The organism is Micromonospora sp. WMMD723 (assembly GCF_049863385.1).
GTDB classification, from domain to species: Bacteria; Actinomycetota; Actinomycetes; order Mycobacteriales; family Micromonosporaceae; genus Micromonospora; species Micromonospora wenchangensis.
This window is the reverse complement of record NZ_JBMKNR010000001.1, coordinates 5,991,737-6,010,769: the sequence shown is the minus strand read 5'-3', so window position 1 is coordinate 6,010,769 and position 19,033 is coordinate 5,991,737. Positions and strand designations below refer to the sequence as shown.

Annotated in this window: 15 protein-coding genes; 9 read left to right on the top strand and 6 right to left on the bottom strand. The window is 73.7% G+C overall.

The window, feature by feature from the left end; translation table 11 throughout:
* The first annotated feature begins 178 nt into the window (after positions 1–178).
* Positions 179–868, top strand: coding sequence for a CBS domain-containing protein (locus tag ACN261_RS26125; protein WP_421482307.1), 690 nt, complete (start codon positions 179–181; stop codon positions 866–868).
* Between the two features lie 33 nt (positions 869–901).
* Here ACN261_RS26125 and ACN261_RS26120 read toward each other — a convergent pair whose 3' ends face one another.
* Together ACN261_RS26120 and ACN261_RS26115 are read right to left on the bottom strand one after the other, a co-directional pair.
* A complete protein-coding gene (locus ACN261_RS26120) occupies positions 902–1,618 on the bottom strand; it encodes a helical backbone metal receptor (protein ID WP_421482306.1) in 717 nt (238 codons plus the stop codon).
* An 18-nt stretch (positions 1,619–1,636) separates the two neighbouring features.
* Positions 1,637–2,746, bottom strand: a complete 1,110-nt coding sequence (locus ACN261_RS26115; protein ID WP_421482305.1) for a DICT sensory domain-containing protein — start codon at positions 2,744–2,746, stop codon at positions 1,637–1,639.
* A 142-nt stretch (positions 2,747–2,888) separates the two neighbouring features.
* Here ACN261_RS26115 and ACN261_RS26110 point away from each other — a divergent pair, with 142 nt between their 5' ends.
* Positions 2,889–3,761 (top strand): hypothetical protein, encoded by an 873-nt coding sequence (locus ACN261_RS26110; protein ID WP_421482304.1) that lies wholly within the window; start codon positions 2,889–2,891, stop codon positions 3,759–3,761.
* A 321-nt stretch (positions 3,762–4,082) separates the two neighbouring features.
* Complete coding sequence (locus ACN261_RS26105; protein ID WP_420115493.1) at positions 4,083–5,390, top strand: hypothetical protein; 1,308 nt, start codon at positions 4,083–4,085, stop codon at positions 5,388–5,390.
* A 218-nt stretch (positions 5,391–5,608) separates the two neighbouring features.
* On the opposite strand, the gene ACN261_RS26100 is transcribed toward ACN261_RS26105, so the two are convergent.
* Positions 5,609–5,956: a histone-like nucleoid-structuring protein Lsr2 gene (locus ACN261_RS26100; RefSeq protein WP_145922814.1), complete on the bottom strand. Its 348-nt coding sequence runs from the start codon at positions 5,954–5,956 to the stop codon at positions 5,609–5,611.
* A gap of 243 nt (positions 5,957–6,199) precedes the next feature.
* Between ACN261_RS26100 and lon the strand changes: the two genes are divergently transcribed.
* Positions 6,200–8,536, top strand: a complete 2,337-nt coding sequence (gene lon, locus ACN261_RS26095) for an endopeptidase La (RefSeq protein WP_425852643.1) — start codon at positions 6,200–6,202, stop codon at positions 8,534–8,536.
* Between the two features lie 131 nt (positions 8,537–8,667).
* Positions 8,668–9,033, top strand: a complete 366-nt coding sequence (locus ACN261_RS26090) for a DoxX family protein (RefSeq protein WP_421486828.1) — start codon at positions 8,668–8,670, stop codon at positions 9,031–9,033.
* A gap of 56 nt (positions 9,034–9,089) precedes the next feature.
* On the opposite strand, the gene ACN261_RS26085 is transcribed toward ACN261_RS26090, so the two are convergent.
* Complete coding sequence (locus ACN261_RS26085) at positions 9,090–10,808, bottom strand: DEAD/DEAH box helicase (RefSeq protein WP_421482302.1); 1,719 nt, start codon at positions 10,806–10,808, stop codon at positions 9,090–9,092.
* 99 nt (positions 10,809–10,907) lie between these two features.
* Here ACN261_RS26085 and ACN261_RS26080 point away from each other — a divergent pair, with 99 nt between their 5' ends.
* The 3 genes from ACN261_RS26080 (at position 10,908) to ACN261_RS26070 (ending at position 14,990) form a co-directional block, all read left to right on the top strand.
* Positions 10,908–11,435: a 2'-5' RNA ligase family protein gene (locus tag ACN261_RS26080; RefSeq protein WP_425852641.1), complete on the top strand. Its 528-nt coding sequence runs from the start codon at positions 10,908–10,910 to the stop codon at positions 11,433–11,435.
* Positions 11,436–11,550: 115 nt separating this feature from the next.
* Positions 11,551–13,824, top strand: coding sequence for a glycoside hydrolase family 9 protein (locus tag ACN261_RS26075; RefSeq protein WP_421482300.1), 2,274 nt, complete (start codon positions 11,551–11,553; stop codon positions 13,822–13,824).
* A 209-nt stretch (positions 13,825–14,033) separates the two neighbouring features.
* Positions 14,034–14,990: a hypothetical protein gene (locus tag ACN261_RS26070; protein ID WP_421482299.1), complete on the top strand. Its 957-nt coding sequence runs from the start codon at positions 14,034–14,036 to the stop codon at positions 14,988–14,990.
* A 27-nt stretch (positions 14,991–15,017) separates the two neighbouring features.
* Here ACN261_RS26070 and ACN261_RS26065 read toward each other — a convergent pair whose 3' ends face one another.
* Positions 15,018–16,244 (bottom strand): SLC13 family permease, encoded by a 1,227-nt coding sequence (locus tag ACN261_RS26065; RefSeq protein WP_421482298.1) that lies wholly within the window; start codon positions 16,242–16,244, stop codon positions 15,018–15,020.
* A gap of 151 nt (positions 16,245–16,395) precedes the next feature.
* On the opposite strand from ACN261_RS26065, the gene ACN261_RS26060 reads away from it, so the two are divergent.
* Positions 16,396–17,430 (top strand): linear amide C-N hydrolase, encoded by a 1,035-nt coding sequence (locus ACN261_RS26060; RefSeq protein ID WP_421482297.1) that lies wholly within the window; start codon positions 16,396–16,398, stop codon positions 17,428–17,430.
* A gap of 63 nt (positions 17,431–17,493) precedes the next feature.
* Here ACN261_RS26060 and ACN261_RS26055 read toward each other — a convergent pair whose 3' ends face one another.
* Positions 17,494–18,948 (bottom strand): LVIVD repeat-containing protein, encoded by a 1,455-nt coding sequence (locus tag ACN261_RS26055; RefSeq protein WP_425852638.1) that lies wholly within the window; start codon positions 18,946–18,948, stop codon positions 17,494–17,496.
* Between the last annotated feature and the right edge of the window lie 85 nt (positions 18,949–19,033).

The following is a 19,033-nucleotide window of genomic DNA, read 5'->3' as shown; positions in this document are numbered from 1 at the left end:
ACGCCGGTCGGCGCGGTCCCGGCAGGGCCGACCGGTCCGTGCCGGGACGGGACCTAAGTCCCCTGGTACGGGCGCCCGAACGGGACCTTCGGCCTCGGGTCTACCGGTCCACCCGCCCCTGCCCGGCCGGTCGGCGCAGCCCTAGCGTCGGACGGGAGAACCGGGCGAGGAGGTCGTGATGAGGACGTGGCAGGTGGACGACGTGATGACCCGGGAGGTCGCCACGGTGGGGGAGGAGACCCCGTACCGGGTGATCGTCGACATGCTGATCCGCCGGGGCATCAGCGCGGTGCCGGTGGTGGACGACTTCCGTCGGGTGCTGGGGGTGGTGTCCGAGGCGGACCTGCTGCACAAGGTGGAGCACTCCGGGGCGCAGGAGGAACGTCGGGTGTTCGCCGGGCGGCGGCGTCGGGTGTCCCGGGAGAAGGCTGGGGCGCTGGTGGCGAAGGACCTGATGACTTCGCCGGCCGTCACCACCTTCCCGGGGGCGTCGCTGCCGGCGGCGGCCCGGCTGATGGACCGGGAGGCGGTCAAGCGGCTGCCCGTCCTGGACGACCTGGGCCGGCTGGTCGGCATCGTCACCCGCAGCGACCTGCTGCGGGTGCACCTGCGCACCGACGCCGAGATCCGGGAGGACGTGGTGCAGGAGGTGCTGCGCCGGGTGCTCGCCGTGCGGGACGGGCTGGTCACCGTGCAGGTCCGCGACGGCGCGGTGCGGTTGGACGGCCGGCTGGACCGGCGGACCGCCGCCGAACTGGCGGAGAAACTCGCCGGCCAGGTCAGCGGCGTGGTCCAGGTCACCAGCACCATCGGGTACGACGTGGACGACGCCGGACTGACCGAGCGGGGGATCACCCCGGTGGCCTGACCGCCGACCCCGGGGCCCGCCCGGAGCCGACGGTCAGACCGGGGTGGCCAGTTGGGCGGCGAGCAGTCCCGGCGCTTCGGCCAGCGACGGGCCGTACCAGGTGAGGTGGCGGCCGGAGACCAGCGCGCAGGGGACGCCGGGGAAGGCGTCCGGCCCGTCGTCGGCGGTGAACGCGTACGGCTCGTCGGGGAGGACCACCAGGTCGGGCCGGCGGGCCCGCAGCGCGTCGAGGTCGGGACGCGGATAACGGTCCGGATCGTCGTCGTACACGTTGACCACGCCGAGCCGGCGCAGCACGTCCCCGGCGAAGGTGTCCCCGCCGAGCACCACCCACGGTCGCCGCCACACCGGCACCACGGCCCGCCGCACGGGGCCCGTGCCGGTGGGGGCGGCCCAGGCCCGGCGGGCGTCGAGCAGCCAGCCCGGCTCCCCGGTCACCCCCAGCGCGGCGAGCATCCCGGCCAGCTCGTCGAGGGCCTGCGGCACGGTCCGGGGGTAGGTGACCAGCACCGGAATCCCGGCCGCGGTGAGCGCGTCCGCGTCGGCACGGCGGTTCTCCTCCACGTTGAGCAGCACCAGGTCCGGCCGCAGTGCCCGGACCCGGTCCAGGTCGGGGTACTTGCTGCCGCCGACCCGGGCCACGTCCAACCCCGCCGGGTGCACGCACCAGTCGGTCGCGCCGACCAGCAGCTCCGGCGCGGTCACCGCCACCGCCTCGGTCAGCGACGGCACCAACGAGACCACCCGCACGTCGTCGTCCTCCCGTCCTCAGTGGGCGGCGCTGGCGACGGTCTCCCGGGCCACCGTCGCCACCGGGACACCCTCCCGGGCCGCCCACCCGACGGCGTGCCGCACCTCGGCCACCGGCAACGGCCGCCGGTCGGTCACGGTCACCGCCGTGTGCACCGCGAAGGACACGAACGGGTACGACCGGGCCAGCCCGGCCACGCAGTCGTGCACCTGACCGGCCACCGCCAACGCCTCCTCGCGGGTCAACGCCGGCAGCACCAGCAGGTACTCGTCGGCGGTGAGGCGGACGGCCCGGTCGACCGGGCGCAGCGGGGCGGTCAGCGCGGCGATCACGGCCTGAGCCTCGCGGGCGGCGCTGCGTCGCCCGAACCGTTCCGGGGCACCGGCCGGCTCACCGACGCGCACCCCGATCAGCGCCACCGGCAGGGTGCCGGCGGCGGTCACCCCGTCCATCCCGGTCCAGTGGCGCAGTGTCGGCTCGTCCACCAGCCCCGGCGGGCCGTCCCCCGGCTCGGCGTGCCGGCCCGGCCCGGCCCGGTGGGCGCGTTCCGCCCGGTCGGCCATCAGCCGCAACGCCGCCTCGGCCCGGCTCTCCCCGGGGGTGGCCGGCAGGTCCCGGACCCGGTGCAGCACCTGGTCGATCGCGGTCAGCGCGACCGGGGGGAGCCGGTCGCCGAGCTGGGTGCGCAGCCGGATCACCTCGTGCAGCGCCTCGTCGCGGCGGAACCCCCAGCGGCCGGCGAAGAGCCGCCCCTGTTCGAGGGTGTCGGCCGGCACCACCTCCCGGCGGTCCCGGGCCACCAGGCTCGCCCCGAACCGGGGGGTCAGCGCCACCACACTCCACTCGCGGGCCAGTTCCTCGGTGTCGTCGAGCGTCACCGGGTACGCCCCGGCGGGCAGCTCCGGCGGTGTCTGCCCGACCGACCCGACCACGGTGACCGTCGCGCCGGCCGCGATCCGGGCGTAGCGCTCCCGCTCCCGCAGGAAGTACGGCATCCGCTGGAACAGGGCGATCACCACCAGCGGGCCGTCCTCGGCGGTGGCCAGCGCCGACCGCTCGATGGCGTGGGAGACCGTGACGAGACTCCGCTTGGTCAACAGTTCCGGGGCCGGTCCGTCGTGCAGCACCCCGTGAGCGTAGAGATCGAGCCCGGGGCGCACCAACCGCCTGGTGCCGCGTCCGTCGCCCGAACCGGCGGGGCGGAGATCGCCCTCGACGTCCTAGACTCGGCCGGTCACTTTCGCCTGCCCCGGACGGACCGACCCGACGATGACGCGTACCGCCACCGACGACGACGCCCGGCTGCGGCCGGTACCGTCCGGTGTCGCGCCGCTGTTCGTCCGGGCCGGCCAGGCCGTGTACGCCGCCCGTCGGCTCGGTGACCTGGTGTCGCGGCGGCCGGCCGGGGTCACCGGGCACCAGTGGAGTTCCGCCCTGCGCGAGGAGTTCGACCACGTCGTCTGCGCGGCCGACACCGGTGTGCCGCTGTTCGCCCTGACCGTCGGCCCGACCGCGCCCCCGGGCTCGGCCGGGCAGCGGGCCGGGCGGATGGCCGCCGCGGTGTGCGCCGCCGTGGGCCTGCCGGTGCTGCGGATCGGCTCGCCCACGCTGCGGGCCGCCGGGCACGGCCGACGCATCGTCACGTACGTCATCGACGCGCGCGCCTACGCCGCCGGGGCCGCCCCGGACGGGTCGGACGACGCCCCGGTGGGTTTCCGGGACATCGTCGGCCGGCTGCCGGACGGGCGTACCGGGCCGGTCAACGATCTCGGCGCGTTGTCCCGGGCGGCGGCCGTCGAGGCGTACGTGTCGCGGCGGCTCAGCGATCCGATCGTGCGCGGGTTGCACGTGCGCTGGCGCGACGGGACGGCCGAGGGGTGGAGCTGGGTCGAGGTGCGTCCCGGCCGGTGCCTGGTGGAGCGGGTCACGGTGCACGAGGCGCGGCTGCACTGCGGGGTGGACCCGGGCCGGCTGGCCGAGGATCTCGCGGCGGTGGCGGTGGGTGAACGGCTGGCCGGGGCGGACGACGAGGAACCGGTCCTGCTCGACCGGGACGAGCTGCGCCGGCAGATCCGCGCCCTGCGGGACCGGCGTGACGAGTTGGCCGCCCCGTTCGCGTTCGAGCACCTCTGCGTGGACTGACCGCCGTCGAAACGGCCGGCCGCCGAGCGACCCGCCGTCATTTTCCGGCGACGGTTGGTGACATTGCGGCCCGCCCGGAAAACGGTCCGGGATTCCTCGATCCGCGTTGAACCTTCGCCGATGCCGGCCCGTACCTAAGCGGGAATGGACAGGATCTTCCCAGCCGCGCCACCCGACGCGGCGGACGGTGCGGAAAGGCATCGTCGGCCATCGACGTGCGACCGGAACGTCGCAGCGTCTCCGGCGGGGGTGACCGACCCGGAAAGGGTCGCCTCGTCGGGGGCGCGAGTCAGGTACCGGATCGAGAAGGAGAGCAATTCGATGCGCAGGTCCACAGGGGCACGCCGGTCTTCCGGTAACGCGCGGAGCAAGCGGCTGCTGGCGGCGGTCGGTGCGCTCGTCGTCTTCGGCGGTATCGCCGCCGTCACCCAGATCTCCTCGGCCGGGGACAAGCCGAGGCAGCAGACCCGCAACGTCTCGTCGGCCTGCGTCGCACCGAGCCCCGGTGCCACCTCGCCGAGCGGGCGCGGCAGCACCACCCAGACGTGGCAGAACGGCAGATGGGTCCGCAACCACTGGGGTGACGGGCAGATGTCCGTCGCCGAGTGCCAGGCCGTCAAGGCGGGCAACGCGCCGGTGACCACGCTGGCCTCGACGGTTGCCTGCCCGGAGGTCACCCCCCGGCTGCCGCAGATCCCGGCCCAGGCCAAGGCCGAGGTGGACAAGGAACTCGCCCTGCTCAAGACCCAGATCGACGACGCCAACAAGCGGTTGGCGGCCGAGGGGCGCAACGGCAAGGCGTTCATCGACAACGCCATCCTCGGCCCGCTGGCCGACAAGCGCCGGTCGGCGCTGAACCGGATCGCCACCGCGATCGGCCGCTTCGCCCAGCGCCCGCAGGGCTTGGAGCAGCTCGCCGGCTGCCAGGTGGCGGCCAACAACGGCGGCAACAACGGTGGTCAGAACGGCAACAACGGCGGCCAGAACGGCAACAACGGGAACAACGGCGGCCAGAACGGCAACAACGGCAACAACGGCGGCCAGAACAACAACGGCGGCAACAACGGCAACAACGGCAACGCCCTGGGCGTGCTGGCGAAGGACTGCGCCAACAGCCGGTTGCAGGCGCACGACGGCTTCCAGAACGGCAACCGGTGCGTCAGCACCGCGTTCGGCGAGGTGGGGGCGGCGGCCAACAACCCGTCGCTGCTGATCACGCAGTTCCCCAACCAGGTGCAGCGCAACCAGGCCTTCACCCTGAAGGTCTCCACCCGCAACCTGGTCCGCGACCGGTTCCTGGCGGCCGGCCAGGGCGGCTACTACCTGGAGAGTTCGGTGCTCAACGGTCAGGGCCTGACCCGCGGTCACTTCCACACCGCCTGCCGGATGCTCCAGAACACCAACCAGGCGCCCTCGAACCCGCAGGACGTGCCGGCGTTCTTCGTCGCCACCGAGGACGGCAAGGGCGGCAACCAGGCCGACGACGTGACCATCCAGATCCCGGGCCTGCCGCAGTCGGGTACGGCGCAGTGCGCGGTCTGGGCCGGCGACGGCTCGCACCGGGTGCCGATGATGGAGCGGGCCAACCAGACCCCCGCCTTCGACGTGGTGCGCATCCGGGTCAACTGACCCGACCGGCAACGACTGCGGGCCACCCCAGGATTCCCTGGGGTGGCCCGCAGTCGTTGCGTGCCCGCCGGTTCGCGTGCGGCGGGGCGGACAGCGTACCGGCGGATGTTTTCGGTGCGGGGTCGTGGGATGGAAATTGTGGACACGGCAAAAACGCCGGGGTCACGCTGGATATCCCAGCGTGACCCCGGCGTGCCCGTTCGTGATCCGGCCCGCTGTCAGCGGTTCTTCCACGCCTCCACGACCGAGACCGGGATGCGCCCGCGCTCGGAGATTTCGTGTCCGTTCTTGGTCGCCCATTCCCGGATGGCGCGGTTCTGCTCGCGATCCATTCCCGAGACACCGGGCCGGGCGGGGCGCCGGGCGGGGCGACCGGCCTCGACGGCACCTCGGCCCATTCGACGGCCAGCGGTGATGTAGGCGTCGAGCGCCTTGCGCAGCACCCCCGCGTTCTCGTCGGAGAGGTCGATGGTGTACGCCGCCCCATCCAGGCTGAACTCGACGGTCCGATCGGCCTTTCCGCCGTCGAGGTCGTCGGTCAGAACGGTGATTACTTTCCTTGCCATCGCCATTACTCCCTGTGGTGATCGGGGTGTGCTAAGAGTTTGACGTATCTGACGGCAAATCCGCAACAATATGCCTCCCTTTCATTTGGCGGGTCGCGCCAATCCTGGGAAATCCGGGTGCGGCCAATGCTGGCCGGCGGTGACGGTACGGCTGGGATGTGTCCTGAGTCACACGTCGGAACATGGGGCACGGTTTGTGACTTGAGTGAGACACGCTCAACCTCAAGTGATGGCAGGTGCTCGATGGCAACCCTTCCGGTACTTCCCCTGACCGACGTCGTCCTGCTGCCCGGCATGGTCATCCCGGTGACCCTCGACCCGACCACCCAGGCCGCCGTCGACGCCGCCCGGGCCAGCGGCGACAAGACCCTGCTCGCCGTCCCCCGCATCGACGGCGAGTACGGCCCCGTCGGCACGATCGCCACCATCGAGAAGGTGGGCCGCCTTCCCGACGGTGAGCCCGCCGCCGTGGTGCGTGGCCTCGCCCGCGCCCGGATCGGCTCCGGCGTCCCCGGACCCGGCGCGGCCCTCTGGGTGGAGGCCACCCGGATCGACGAACCCGCCCCCGCCGGCCGCGCCCGCGACCTGGCCCGCGAGTACCGCGCCCTGATGACCTCAGTGCTCCAGCAGCGGGGCGCCTGGCAGGTCATCGACGCGATGGAGCGGATGACCGACCTGTCCGAACTGGCCGACGCGGCCGGCTACGCGCCCTGGCTCAGCCTGGCGCAGAAGACCGAACTGCTCGCCGCCCAGGACGTCACCGCCCGGCTGGAACTGCTCGTCGGCTGGGTGAAGGACCACCTCGCCGAGCAGGAGGTCACCGAGCAGATCACCAGCGACGTGCGGGAGGGGCTGGAGAAATCCCAACGGGAGTTCCTGCTCCGCCAACAGCTCGCCGCGATCCGCAAGGAACTCGGCGAGGACGAGCCGGACGGCTCCGCCGACTACCGCTCCCGGGTGGAGTCCGCCGACCTGCCGGACAAGGTCCGCGAGGCGGCGCTGCGCGAGGTCGGCAAGCTGGAGCGCGCCAGCGACGCCTCACCCGAGGCGGGCTGGATCCGCACCTGGCTGGACACGGTGCTGGAGATGCCGTGGAGCACGCGTACCGAGGACAACACCGACCTGACGGCGGCGCGGGCGGTACTCGACGCCGACCACGCCGGCCTGGCCGACGTCAAGGACCGCATCCTGGAGTACCTGGCGGTGCGCAACCGGCGTGCCGAGCGCAACCTCGGGGTGGTCGGTGGACGCGGCTCCGGCGCGGTGCTCGCCCTCGCCGGCCCGCCCGGTGTCGGCAAGACCAGCCTCGGCGAGTCGGTCGCCCGGGCGCTGGGCCGCAACTTCGTCCGGGTCTCCCTCGGCGGCGTCCGCGACGAGGCCGAGATCCGCGGCCACCGGCGCACCTACGTCGGTGCGCTGCCCGGCCGGATCGTCCGCGCGCTGCGCGAGGCCGGCTCGATGAACCCGGTGGTGCTCCTCGACGAGGTCGACAAGCTCGCCGTCGGGTACGCCGGGGACCCGGCCGCCGCCCTGCTGGAGGTGCTCGACCCGGCCCAGAACCACACCTTCCGCGACCACTACCTCGAAGTCGACCTCGACCTGTCCGACGTGCTCTTCCTGGCCACCGCCAACGTGGTGGAGACCATCCCCGGCCCGCTGCTGGACCGGATGGAACTGGTCACCCTGGACGGGTACACCGAGGACGAGAAGGTCGCCATCGCCCGCGACCACCTGCTGCCCCGGCAGCTCCAGCGGGCCGGCCTGACCGCCGACGAGGTGACCGTCACCGACGAGGTGCTGGCGCTGATCGCCGGTGAGTACACCCGCGAGGCGGGCGTCCGGCAGCTCGAACGGGCCCTGGCCAAGATCCTGCGCAAGGTCGCCGTGGCCCTGGCCACCGACCCGACCCCGGTCCGGGTCGACACCGACACCCTGGCCCGCTACCTGGGCCGGCCGAAGTTCACCCCGGAGTCGGCCGAGCGGACGGCGGTGCCCGGCGTGGCCACCGGTCTCGCCGTCACCGGCGCCGGCGGCGACGTGCTCTTCATCGAGGCCACCAGCATGGACGGTGAGCCGGGGCTGACCCTCACCGGGCAGCTCGGCGACGTGATGAAGGAGTCCGCCCACATCGCGCTGTCCTACCTGCGCGCCAACGGGCGGCGCTACGGCCTCGACCCGAACGTCCTGGCCGGACGCCGGATCCACCTGCACGTGCCGGCGGGTGCGGTGCCCAAGGACGGCCCCAGCGCCGGCATCACCATGGTCACCGCGCTGGCGTCCCTGGTGACCGGCCGACCGGTACGGCCCGAGTTCGGGATGACCGGCGAGGTGACACTGTCCGGGCGGGTGCTGCCCATCGGCGGGGTGAAGCAGAAGCTGCTCGCCGCGCACCGGGCCGGCCTGACCGAGGTGATCATCCCGGCCCGCAACGAGCCCGACCTCGACGACCTGCCCACCGAGGTGCGCGAGGCGCTGACCGTGCACACCCTGGCCGACGTGGCCGACGTGCTCGCCCTGGCGTTGCGTCCGGCCGAGATCGACGCGGACACGCTCGGCGGTCGACCGGTCGGCGCCGCCTGACCGGAGCCCACCCACGGCCCCCGACGTCGCGCCCGGCGTCGGGGGCCGCTGCGGCCCCGTAATCTGGACCCCTCCCGTTTCCCGCATCCGCCACCGCCCGGTGGCACCCCCGGAGGCGACCACCCGTGAACATGTTCCTGTGGATCGTGCAGATCCTGCTCGCCGCGCTCTTCGCCGGCGCGGGACTGACCAAACTCATCCAGCCCAAGGAGAAGCTGCTCGACCGGATGGCATGGGTGCGGAACACCCCGCCGCTGCAGGTCAAGGCGCTCGGCGCGGCCGAGGTGCTGGCCGCGCTGGGGCTGGTCCTGCCCGGCCTCACCGGCATCGCCACGGTGCTCACCCCGCTGGCCGCCGTCGGGCTGGTGATCGTGATGGTCGGCGCGGTCGTGGTGCACGCCCGCGCCAAGGAACACCAGGGCACCGCGATGACCGTGGTGCTGCTGGTCCTGGCGGCGATCGTCGCCTGGGGGCGGTTCGGGCCGTACCCGCTCTGACGAACGCGACCGGCCCGCGCCCCGTCGAGGGGAGGCGGGCCGGTGTCGCGTCCGGGTCAGCGTCCGTCGACGCCGCGGTCGCGGCGTACGGTCGCCTTGCGGCCCTTGATGGTGCTGTTGCGCAGCCCGGCGATCACCTCGTCGGCGACGCCCTGCGGCACCTCCACCAGCGAGAACCGGTCGGCGATCTCGATCGAGCCGATGTCCCGGCCGCTGACCCGGGTCTCCCCGGTGATCGCGCCGACCAGGTCCTGCGGGCGGACCCCGGCCCGGCGGCCCAGGCCGATGAAGACCTGCGCGGTGCCGCCCGTGCGGGGCCGGCCACCGCCGCGCCGGTCCCCGCCCCGGCTGTCGAACCCGGGCCGGGCCTCGCGGGGCGGGCGGACCGCCACCTGCGGGATCTCCTCCTCGTCGTCGGAGCCCGGCAGCGCCGCCTCGTGGGCCAGCTTGACCGCCGCCAGCGCCACCTCCATCAGGTCGAACTCGTCCGAGAGCGACTCGACGATCACCCGGAACGGGTCCAGGTCGTCCTCCAGCAGGCTCTCCCGCAGCGCCGCCTGGGTCAGCGCCAGCCGCCGGGTGCGCAGGTCGGCCACCGTCGGGATCTTGTCGATGGTGATCCGCTGGCCGGTGACCCGCTCGATGGTCTTGAGCATCCGGTGCTCCCGGGGCTCGGCCAGGGTGATCGCCACCCCCTCCCGGCCGGCCCGGCCCACCCGGCCGATCCGGTGCACGTACGACTCCGGCGCGGACGGCACGTCGTAGTTGACCACGTGGGTGAGCTGCTCGACGTCCAGCCCCCGGGCCGCCACGTCGGTGGCCACCAGCAGGTCGGCGGTACCGGCGCGCAGCCGCCCCATCACCCGGTCCCGCTGCTCCTGGCTCATCCCGCCGTGCAGCGCCTCGGCCCGGTAGCCCCGCCCGTTCATCGTCTCGGTGAGCCGGTCGACCTCCTCCCGGCTGCGGCAGAAGACGATCGCCGCCGTCGGGGACTCCACGTCCAGCACCCGGCCCAGCAGCGCCGGCTTGTGCGCCCGGCTGACGATGTAGGCGCTCTGCCGTACCCGGGGGGCCTCGCCGGCCACCGGCTGCTCCCGCCCGATCTGGATGCGCTCCGGGTCGGTCAGGTGCTGGCGGGCCAACCCGTCGATCCGGGCCGGCATGGTGGCCGAGAAGAGCACCGTCTGCCGCTGCGCGGGCGCGTGCTCCAGGATCGCCTCGATGTCCTCGGCGAAGCCCATGTCGAGCATCTCGTCGGCCTCGTCCAGCACCACCGTGGCCAGCGAACCCAACCGCAGGGTGCCCCGGGCGATGTGGTCCAACGCCCGGCCCGGGGTCGCCACCACCACGTCCACGCCCAGGTCCAGGGCGCGCAGCTGGCGGCCGATCGGCTGGCCGCCGTAGATCGGCAGCACCCGGGCGCCCAGGTCCTTGCCGTAGCGGTGGAACGCCTCGGAGACCTGTACGGCCAGTTCCCGGGTGGGCACCAGGACCAGCGACACCGGGTCACCGCCCTGCCGGTCCTGCGGCATCCGCTGCAACAGGGGCAGGGCGAACGCGGCGGTCTTGCCCGTACCGGTGGCCGCCTGCCCGAGCAGGTCCCGTCCCGACAGCAGCAGGGGGATCGCCTCCCGCTGGATCGGGGTCGGCTCCTCGTAGCCGAGCGCGGCGAGGGCGCCCAGCAGCTCGGCGCGCAGCCCGAGATCCCCGAAGGCGGGCCCGCCGTCGGAGTCGTCGGGAGCGGAGAGGTCGGTCGGTGTGGGTGCGGAACTCATGACCAAAGTTTTCCATCACCCCGGTCGGGCCGTGCCGCCGACCGGCCCCACCGTGCCGACCGGCACAGCCGCGCCCGCCCGCCGGTTAGCCTGACGGGCGTGCGTACGGTGGAACTGCTCTGCTGCCCGGCGCTGGAGCGGACGGTGCGGGCCGCCTGGGACCGGCTGGCCGCGGCGGGGCTGCCGAGCCTGGCCCGGCACGGCCACCCGACGAACCGGCCGCACGTGACGCTGGCCGCCGTCGAGGCCTTCCCGCCCGGCGCGGCCGGCCGGCTCGCCGGTCTGTTCGCCACCGCGTTGCCGCTGCCGGTCACCCTGGAGCGGGTGACGGTGCTCGACGGTAGCGCGCCGCTGGTCTGGTTGGTCCGGCCCACGACGGCGCTGACCGCCCTGCACGCAGCCGTCTGGGCGGCCCTGGACGGCGCGGACGGGCGGCGGCCCTGGCACGCCCCGGGGAGCTGGGTGCCGCACCTGAGCCTCGCGTTGCGCTTCCGCGACCGCGACCGGCGGCTGGCCCGCGCGGTGGTCGGCGGCGACCGGCCGGAGGGCCGGTTCGTGGCGGCACGCAGCTACGACGGCGGGACCCGGACCGTCCGGCCGTTGGGCGGTGACTTCCCGGCGGACTGACGGTGGTCTATGGTGGGCGGAGCGCTCCCGTCGACGGTCCATCCGACCGCCCGGCGGATCACTGCTGCGCCGGTCCGGTCGGATGGTCACTGCCATCCCCACCGGAAGAGGCCCCATGCCCCAGCATCCCCGACGGCGTCCGGTCGCGCTCGCGGCTGCCGCCCTGCTCGCCCTCGGCGGGCTCGCGGCCGTGCCGCAGCTCGCCTCCGCCGCCCCCGACCCCGGCTCACCGGTCAAGGTCAACCAGGTCGCCTACGTGCCAGGGCTGCCCAAGCAGGCCACCGTCGTGAACTCCGCGAACTCCCCGCTCGGCTGGACGCTGCGCAACGCCGGCGGCGCCACGGTCGCCTCCGGGCAGACCACGGTACGGGGCACCGACGCGCTCTCCGGCGACCCGGTGCACATCGCGGACTTCTCGGCCTACGACACCCCGGGCACCGGCTACGTGCTGTCGGTCGGCGGGAGCAACAGCTACCCGTTCGACATCTCCGCCGACCCGGTCCGCCGGCTGCGCGGCGACTCGCTGGCGTTCTTCTACCACCAGCGCAGCGGCACCCCGATCGACGCCCAGTACGTCGGTTCCCGCTACGCCCGCCCGGCCGGGCACGTCAACGTCGCCCCCAACCGGGGGGACAACAACGTGCCGTGCCGCACCTCCTGCGGTTACACCCTGGACGTGCGCGGTGGCTGGTACGACGCCGGTGACCAGGGCAAGTACGTGGTCAACGGCGGCCTGTCCACCTGGCAGCTGCAGAACATCTACGAGCGCACGCTGTACGTGAGCGGGGCGGACAGGTCCGCCGTCGCCGACGGCACGCTGGCCATTCCCGAGCGGTCCAACGGGGTGCCGGACGTCCTCGACGAGGCCCGCTGGGAGTTGGAGTTCCTGCTCAAGATGCAGGTGCCGGACGGCCGGACCAACGCCGGCATGGTCCACCACAAGATCCACGACCAGAACTGGACCGCCCTGCCCACCCGCCCCGAGCTGGACAGCGAGCCCCGGCTGCTCTCCCCGGTGAGCACCGCCGCCACCCTCAACATGGCGGCGGTGGCCGCCCAGGCGTCCCGGCTGTGGAAGCCGTTCGACGCCGCCTTCGCCTCCCGGGCCCTGGCCGCCGCCGAGAAGGCGTACACCGCGGCGAAGGCCAACCCGAACCGGCTCGCCCCCGCCACCGACAACACCGGCGGCGGCGCGTACGAGGACAACACCGTCAGCGACGAGTTCTACTGGGCCGCGGCCGAGCTGTACGCCACCACCGGTGCGACCGGCTACCGCAACGACCTGAGCAGCTCCCCGCACGCCCGGGGCGCGGGCTTCACCCGGGGCGCGTACGACTGGAGCTGGACGGCCGGCCTGGGCGACACCACCCTGGTGCTGGTGCCGACCGGCCTGCCCAGCGGCGACGTGAGCACGATCCGCTCGGCGATCGTCGGTTTCGCCGACCGGATGCTCGCCCAGATCGCCAACCAGGGCTACCCGGCCCCGGGCAGTGGCAACGGCACGTACTACTGGGGTTCCAACGGCGCGGTCGCCAACAACGCCAACGTGCTCGCCCTGGCCTACGACCTGACCCGCACGACGAAGTACCGCAACGGGGCCTTCGCCGCCTACGACTACCTGCTCGGCCGTAACCCGCTCAACCAGTCCTACGTGGCCGGGTACGGCGACAAGCCGGTGCGTAACCTGCACCACCGGTTCTGGGCCAACCAGAACGACGGCTCGCTGCCCACCGCGCCGCCCGGCTCGCTCTCCGGCGGCCCGAACAGCGAGTTGCAGGACCCGGTCGTGCAGGCCCAGCTCGGTGGCTGCAAGCCGCAGAAGTGCTTCATCGACGACATCGGGGCGTACTCGGTCAACGAGGTGGCGATCAACTGGAACGCGGCGCTGGCCTGGCTGGTGCACTGGGCGGCCGAGCAGGCCGGCACCGGCAGCGGCCCGGACCCGACGCCGACCCCCACGGTGACGCCGCCGCCGACCACCACGCCGCCCCCGCCGACCACCACGCCCCCGCCCACCACCACGCCCCCGCCCACCACCACGCCCCCGCCGACCACCACGCCGCCGCCGGCCGGCGGGTGCGCGGTGACGTACTCGGCGAACAGTTGGAGCACCGGCTTCACCGGCAGCGTCACGCTGGCCAACACCAGCGCGGCGGCCTGGTCGTCGTGGCGGTTGACCTTCCGATTCACCGGTAACCAGCAGATCAGCCAGGGCTGGTCGGGCCGGTTCAGCCAGAGCGGCAGCGAGGTCACGGTGACCAACGAGAGCTACAACGGCGCGGTCGCGCCGAACGGCTCGGTCAACCTCGGCTTCAACGCCACCTACAGCGGCACCAACGCGACCCCGACCGGGTTCGCGGTGAACGGGACGGCCTGCACCCTGCGCTGACCCACCCGCACCGGGCCGCCCGTCGCACGTCGACGGGCGGCCCGGTCGCGGTCGGCCACCGGCCCAGGCCGGTGCGGGACCGGGCGACGCCGTCGGCCGCGTGTCGCCCTTCGGGGGGTGTGGGAGGAATGCTCGGTCTCCACCGGTTCACCACGGTTACGGTGGCCTCAGGTTCATCCGCACCGTGTCGCACCGGGAGAGGACCGACCATGCGCGTGCCCAGCCGAAGCCCCGGCCCCCAACCCGGCGTCACCCCGCCCGCCCCGGCCCGGCGGACGCCCGTCCCGACCCGTCCGGTGCGCCCGGCCGCCCCCGACCTCGACGCCTACCGGCAGGCGGTCGCCGAGCTGCTGGTCGAGGTCGGCGCGCTCGCGGGGACCGCCGGCACCGCCGCCCGTCAGGTGCTGCTCGACCAGCGGCTGCGCGAACCGGCGATCGCCGACGTGCTCGACGCCACCGGGCAGGGGGTGCTGGGCGCCCGGGAGACCCTGCTGCTGGAACTGGCCCGCCACCAGCCCGACCGGCCCACCCCGGGCCCCGACCTGACCGCCCTGGTCCGGATCTACCTGCTGTCCCGCATCGACCTGATGTGGTGGCGGGACACGACGGCCCTGGCGACCGACGATCAGGCCGACACGCACCCCGACCTGATCGACCTGGAATGGCTGCGCCGCCGTGGTCTGCTCGGCTTCCGCTACCGGGAACAGCCGGCGAGCGTCCTGGGTCGGGGGGTGCGCGCCGTCCGGGGCCGGCTGACGCCGGAGACCGCCCCGCCCACCGCCGGGGTGCCGTTGCGCCGGACCCGCCGTGAGGTCGTCGCACTCCTCAACGACCTGGCCCGGGAGTTCGCCCGCTCCGCCCCGCCCGGCACCCCGCCGTTGTGGGTGACCAACCTGGCCCACAGCGCCGAACACCGGTACCGGCTGCGTCGGCTCGGCCAGCCGGCCATGCTGCCCAGCGGCCACTGCCTCGGCTGGGCGGTGGACGTGGAACTGGCCTGGTACGCCCGGTTCGGCGCGCGGGACGTGCTGGCCGAGATCCTGCTGGCCCGGCAGGCCGCCGGTGAACTGAACGTCATCGACGAGGGGCCCGACTGGCACGTCTGCCTGGCTCCGGCCGCCCGCGCCCGGCTGCGCTCGGCGTACGAGGCCGAGATGGGGATCTGACCGGCCGGACGACGGGCCGCCGCCGGGTCAGCCGGCGATCAGCAGGGCGAGCACCGCGGCGAGGGTGCCGAGCACCGCGACCACGGCACTGGTCGCCACGAACCGGCGCAGCGGCACGGTCACCCCGGCGGCCCGGCACCGCTCGAACCACAGCAGGGTCGCCAGGGACGCCCACGGCACCGCCAGCGGCCCCACGTTGGTGCCGATCAGCAGCGCCAGCAGCCGGGTTTCGTCACCGGGTGGGAGCACCGCCTCGCCGGCCAGGTAGGCGGGCAGGTTGTTGACCAGGTTGGCCAGCAGCGCCCCGGTGCCCCCGGCGCGCAGCGCCCCCGCCGTGCCACCGGCGTCCCCGAGCAGCACGGACACCAGGTCGTCCAGCCCGTGCCGGCCGAGGGTCTGCACCACCAGGAACAGGCCGGTCACGAAGACCAGCAGCCGCCAGGGCAGCAGCGCCGGGCGCAGGGTGCGCCGGGACCGGACCGCGAAACCGGCCACCACCAGCCCGGCGGCGACGGCGGCGGCCACCCCGATCTCCACCCCGACCAGGATGCCGGCGACGAACAGCAGGCAGCCGGCGACCGCCGTGCCGAACAGCAGCCGGTCGGCCGGCCGGTGCGGCGGGGGAGGGGTGAACCGGTCGACGTCGCGCCGGCCCCGCCGCCAGTGCCACAGCCACAACCCCGCCATGGTCACCCCGATCGCCGCGAGCTGCGGCAACGCCATCCGGGCCGCGTACGCCGCCGGAGCCAGCGCGATCCGGTCGGCGGCGAGCAGGTTGGTCAGGTTCGACACGGGCAGCAGCAGGCTCGCGGTGTTGGCCAGCCAGACGGTGGTCATCGCCAGCGGCCCCGGGGCGACGTCCAGCTTGCGGGCCAGCGCGATCATCACCGGGGTGAGCAGGACCGCGGTGGTGTCCAGGTTGAGGGCGATGGTGGTGAGCGAGGCGAACCCGACGCAGAGCAGGAACAGGCCGGCGAAGCTGCCCCGGGCGGTGATCGCCAGCCGGGTGGCCAGCACGTCGAACACCCCGGCGACGGCGGTCAGTTCGGCGAGCACCACCACCGCGCCGAGAAAGAGCAGCAGCGGCAGGATGCGGTGCAGGGTCGCCCCGGCGTCGGCCCGGGGGAGCAGGCCGGTGACCACCGCGCCGAGACCCAACAGGGCCAGCCCGATCGCCACCCGGTCCAGCGGGTGCAGCCGCGGCCGGCGTGGCCGCTCGGTCGGTACGGGCGGGGTCCCGCCGGCAGGTGTCACGGCGGATGATCCTCGCACAGCCGGCCCTGCTCCGACGCCGGTTGGCCGCAACTGCCCGCCCGGCGGCACCGTACCGACCGGCCCGACATCGACGTGCGCGGTTACGGCCACGGTGGACATCCCGACACGGCTGCCCTAGCGTTCAGGAGATATGCGCAGGATGCTGCTGGGGGCCGGACTGGCCCTGTCGCTCGTCGCCACCGGCTGTGCCCAGGCCACCCCGACGGATCGGGCCACCCCGACGGAGTCGACCCGGACCGGTCCGGCGTCGGCGTCCGCGAGCCCGCCGCGCGCCTCCCGGCAGGACCCGGAGCAGGCTCGACGGACGCTGGACAGCCTGCGCAAGGTCGACGACCTGCCGCTCTACGAGATGACCTACGTCGGCGGCTACGACCCGACGGTGGGCACCGACGCCCGGCCGGACACCGGCCCGTTCGGCTGTTCCCTCTTCGCCGCCTCCGGCGACCCGGCCCGGCCGCTGTTCGCCCGCAACTTCGACTGGGACGCCAACCCGGCGATGGTGCTGCGCACCGATCCCCCCGAGGGGTACGCCTCGGTCTCCCTGGTCGACCTGTCCTATCTCGGGGTGGGCCCGGACCCGACCGGCGACCGCCGGCTGCTCGACGCGCCGCTGCTGCCCTTCGACGGGATGAACGAGCGGGGGCTGGCCGTCGGACTGGCCGCCGACGACACCGCGACGGCGAAGCCGGTGCCGGGCCGGCCCACGGTCGGGTCGGTGCGCATCCTGCGGTTGGTGCTGGACCGGGCGGCCACGGTGGACGAGGCGGTGGCGCTGTTCGGCCGGCACAACCTCGACTTCGACGGCGGGCCGCCGCTGCACTACCTGCTCGCCGACGCGGGCGGCCGGTCGGCGGTGGTCGAGTTCGTCGACGGGACCATGCGGGTGCAGCGCGGGCAGGGGCGGTGGCAGGCCCTGACCAACGTGCCGGTGGTCGACGTACCCGAGCAGCAGCGTCGTCGCGACCACCGCTACGGCGTCCTGGCGACGGCGCTGGACGCGGCCGACGGCCGGGTGGACCCGGCGGCGGCGCTGCGGCTGCTGGGCCAGGTCCGGCAGGGGCACACCCGCTGGTCGGTGACGTACGGGCTGCGCGACGGCGAGGTCCGGCTGGTCACCGTGGCCGGTGGTGGGCAGGAACGCCGCTACCGGTTGCCGATCCGCTGACCCCTCGCACGACGGACGGCCCGGCCCCCCGACGTGCGGGGGCCGGGCCGTCGCCGGTCGGGACTACCAGCTCAGGTAGCCGGCCTGGGTCTGCGCGTTCAGCTCGGGCACCCGGACGAGGTCGGCCGTCCAGGTCCGCCAGTCGTTGAGCTTCAGCACGTCCAGGCCCTTCTGGATGTCGCTGGAGTAGATGTGCCCGTTGTAGTAGTACGTCGACCAGGCGCCGCCGGTGGTGAGCTGGGTGTCCGACAGCGGCCCGCGCTCCCAGAAGCCGATCTCCTTCGGGCGGGTCGAGTCGGTGAAGTCCCAGACCGAGACCCCGCCCTGGTACCACGCCTGCACCATGATGTCCTTGCCGAGGACGGGGATCAGCGAGCCGTTGTGGGCCACGCAGTTCTCGGTGTCGGCGTTGCTGCGGGGGATCTTGTAGTAGCTGCGGAAGACCATCGTGCGGGCGTCGCCCCGGCCGGTGATGTCGTAGACGGCGTCCGCGCCCCGGTTCGGGCCGACGACCTCGTTGCAGGTGGCCGCGCCGCCGCCGCCGAGTTCGTCGGTGAACACCACCTTAGTTCCGGCGTTGTTGAACGTCGCCGAGTGCCAGAACGCGAAGTTGACCGTGTCCCGCACCCGGTTGATCACCCGGGGCGCCTCCCGGTTGCGGATGTCCAGCAGGACGCCGTCACCCATGCACGCGCCGGCGGCCAGGTCCTTGGCCGGGTAGGCGGTGATGTCGTGGCAGCCGGTGGTGGCCGAGGTCTGCCCGGGGACGCCCTCGTAGCCGCCGTCGGGGAAGAGGTTCGGGGTGGCCACCACGGCCGCCTCGGTGGGCCTGTGCACCGGGACCTTCACGATCGAGATCGAGTCGTGCGGCGGCTGGCAGTCGGGGAAGTCGGCCCGTGGGCTGTACGACGACACGTACAGGTAGACCGTCCTGCGGTCCTTGCCGGGGACGAGGGTGTGGGTGTGCGAGCCGCAGGCGGTCTCCACCGACTTGATGTAGCGCGGGTTGGCCTTGTCGCTGATGTCGAAGACCTTGATGCCCTCCCAGGACTCCTTCACCGTCGCCGGTTGGCTCGCGCTGGCGCACGAGTCGTCGGTGCGGGACGAGTCGGTGGAGAGGAAGAGCAGGTCGCCGTAGACCGAGATGTCGTTCTGCGAGCCGGGGCAGAGCACCTGCGACACGATCGTCGGGGCGCTGGGCCGGGCGATGTCGTAGATGACGAAGCCGTTGTAGTTGCCGACGAAGGCGTAGCGGCCCTGGAAGGCCATGTCGGTGCCGAGCGCGCTGGTGGTGTCGAACGGCGCCTGCTTGGGCAGGTTGGCGACCTGGCGCAGGTTGGGGCTGCTGGAGATCTCGTCGACGGCGAGGCCGGGGGCCGCCGGCGTCCCGCCCCGGGTCGCGGTGGCCGGTGCGGCGACGCCCGCCGGGCTGGTGGCGACGCTCGCCACCAGCAGGCCGGCGGCGACCACGCTGACGATCTTCAACTGCCGTGCTCGGGGCAGGGAGAACCTGATCATCGGCGGAACCCTTCGAAAGGGGACGATGCGTACTAGGCACCTTACCGGCCAGTGATGAGAGTTGATGTGAGCCGTATCACATCTA

What these genes read in the sequence shown, in the direction of transcription:
- lon (WP_425852643.1), top strand. Translation starts at nt 6,200, where the DNA reads ATGGCAACCCTTCCGGTACTTCCCCTGACCGACGTCGTCCTGCTGCCC.
- ACN261_RS26090 (WP_421486828.1), top strand. Translation starts at nt 8,668, where the DNA reads ATGTTCCTGTGGATCGTGCAGATCCTGCTCGCCGCGCTCTTCGCCGGC.
- ACN261_RS26055 (WP_425852638.1), bottom strand. Translation starts at nt 18,948, where the DNA reads ATGATCAGGTTCTCCCTGCCCCGAGCACGGCAGTTGAAGATCGTCAGC.
- ACN261_RS26075 (WP_421482300.1), top strand. Translation starts at nt 11,551, where the DNA reads ATGCCCCAGCATCCCCGACGGCGTCCGGTCGCGCTCGCGGCTGCCGCC.
- ACN261_RS26085 (WP_421482302.1), bottom strand. Translation starts at nt 10,808, where the DNA reads ATGAGTTCCGCACCCACACCGACCGACCTCTCCGCTCCCGACGACTCC.
- ACN261_RS26070 (WP_421482299.1), top strand. Translation starts at nt 14,034, where the DNA reads ATGCGCGTGCCCAGCCGAAGCCCCGGCCCCCAACCCGGCGTCACCCCG.
- ACN261_RS26105 (WP_420115493.1), top strand. Translation starts at nt 4,083, where the DNA reads ATGCGCAGGTCCACAGGGGCACGCCGGTCTTCCGGTAACGCGCGGAGC.
- ACN261_RS26100 (WP_145922814.1), bottom strand. Translation starts at nt 5,956, where the DNA reads ATGGCAAGGAAAGTAATCACCGTTCTGACCGACGACCTCGACGGCGGA.
- ACN261_RS26060 (WP_421482297.1), top strand. Translation starts at nt 16,396, where the DNA reads ATGCGCAGGATGCTGCTGGGGGCCGGACTGGCCCTGTCGCTCGTCGCC.
- ACN261_RS26110 (WP_421482304.1), top strand. Translation starts at nt 2,889, where the DNA reads ATGACGCGTACCGCCACCGACGACGACGCCCGGCTGCGGCCGGTACCG.
- ACN261_RS26125 (WP_421482307.1), top strand. Translation starts at nt 179, where the DNA reads ATGAGGACGTGGCAGGTGGACGACGTGATGACCCGGGAGGTCGCCACG.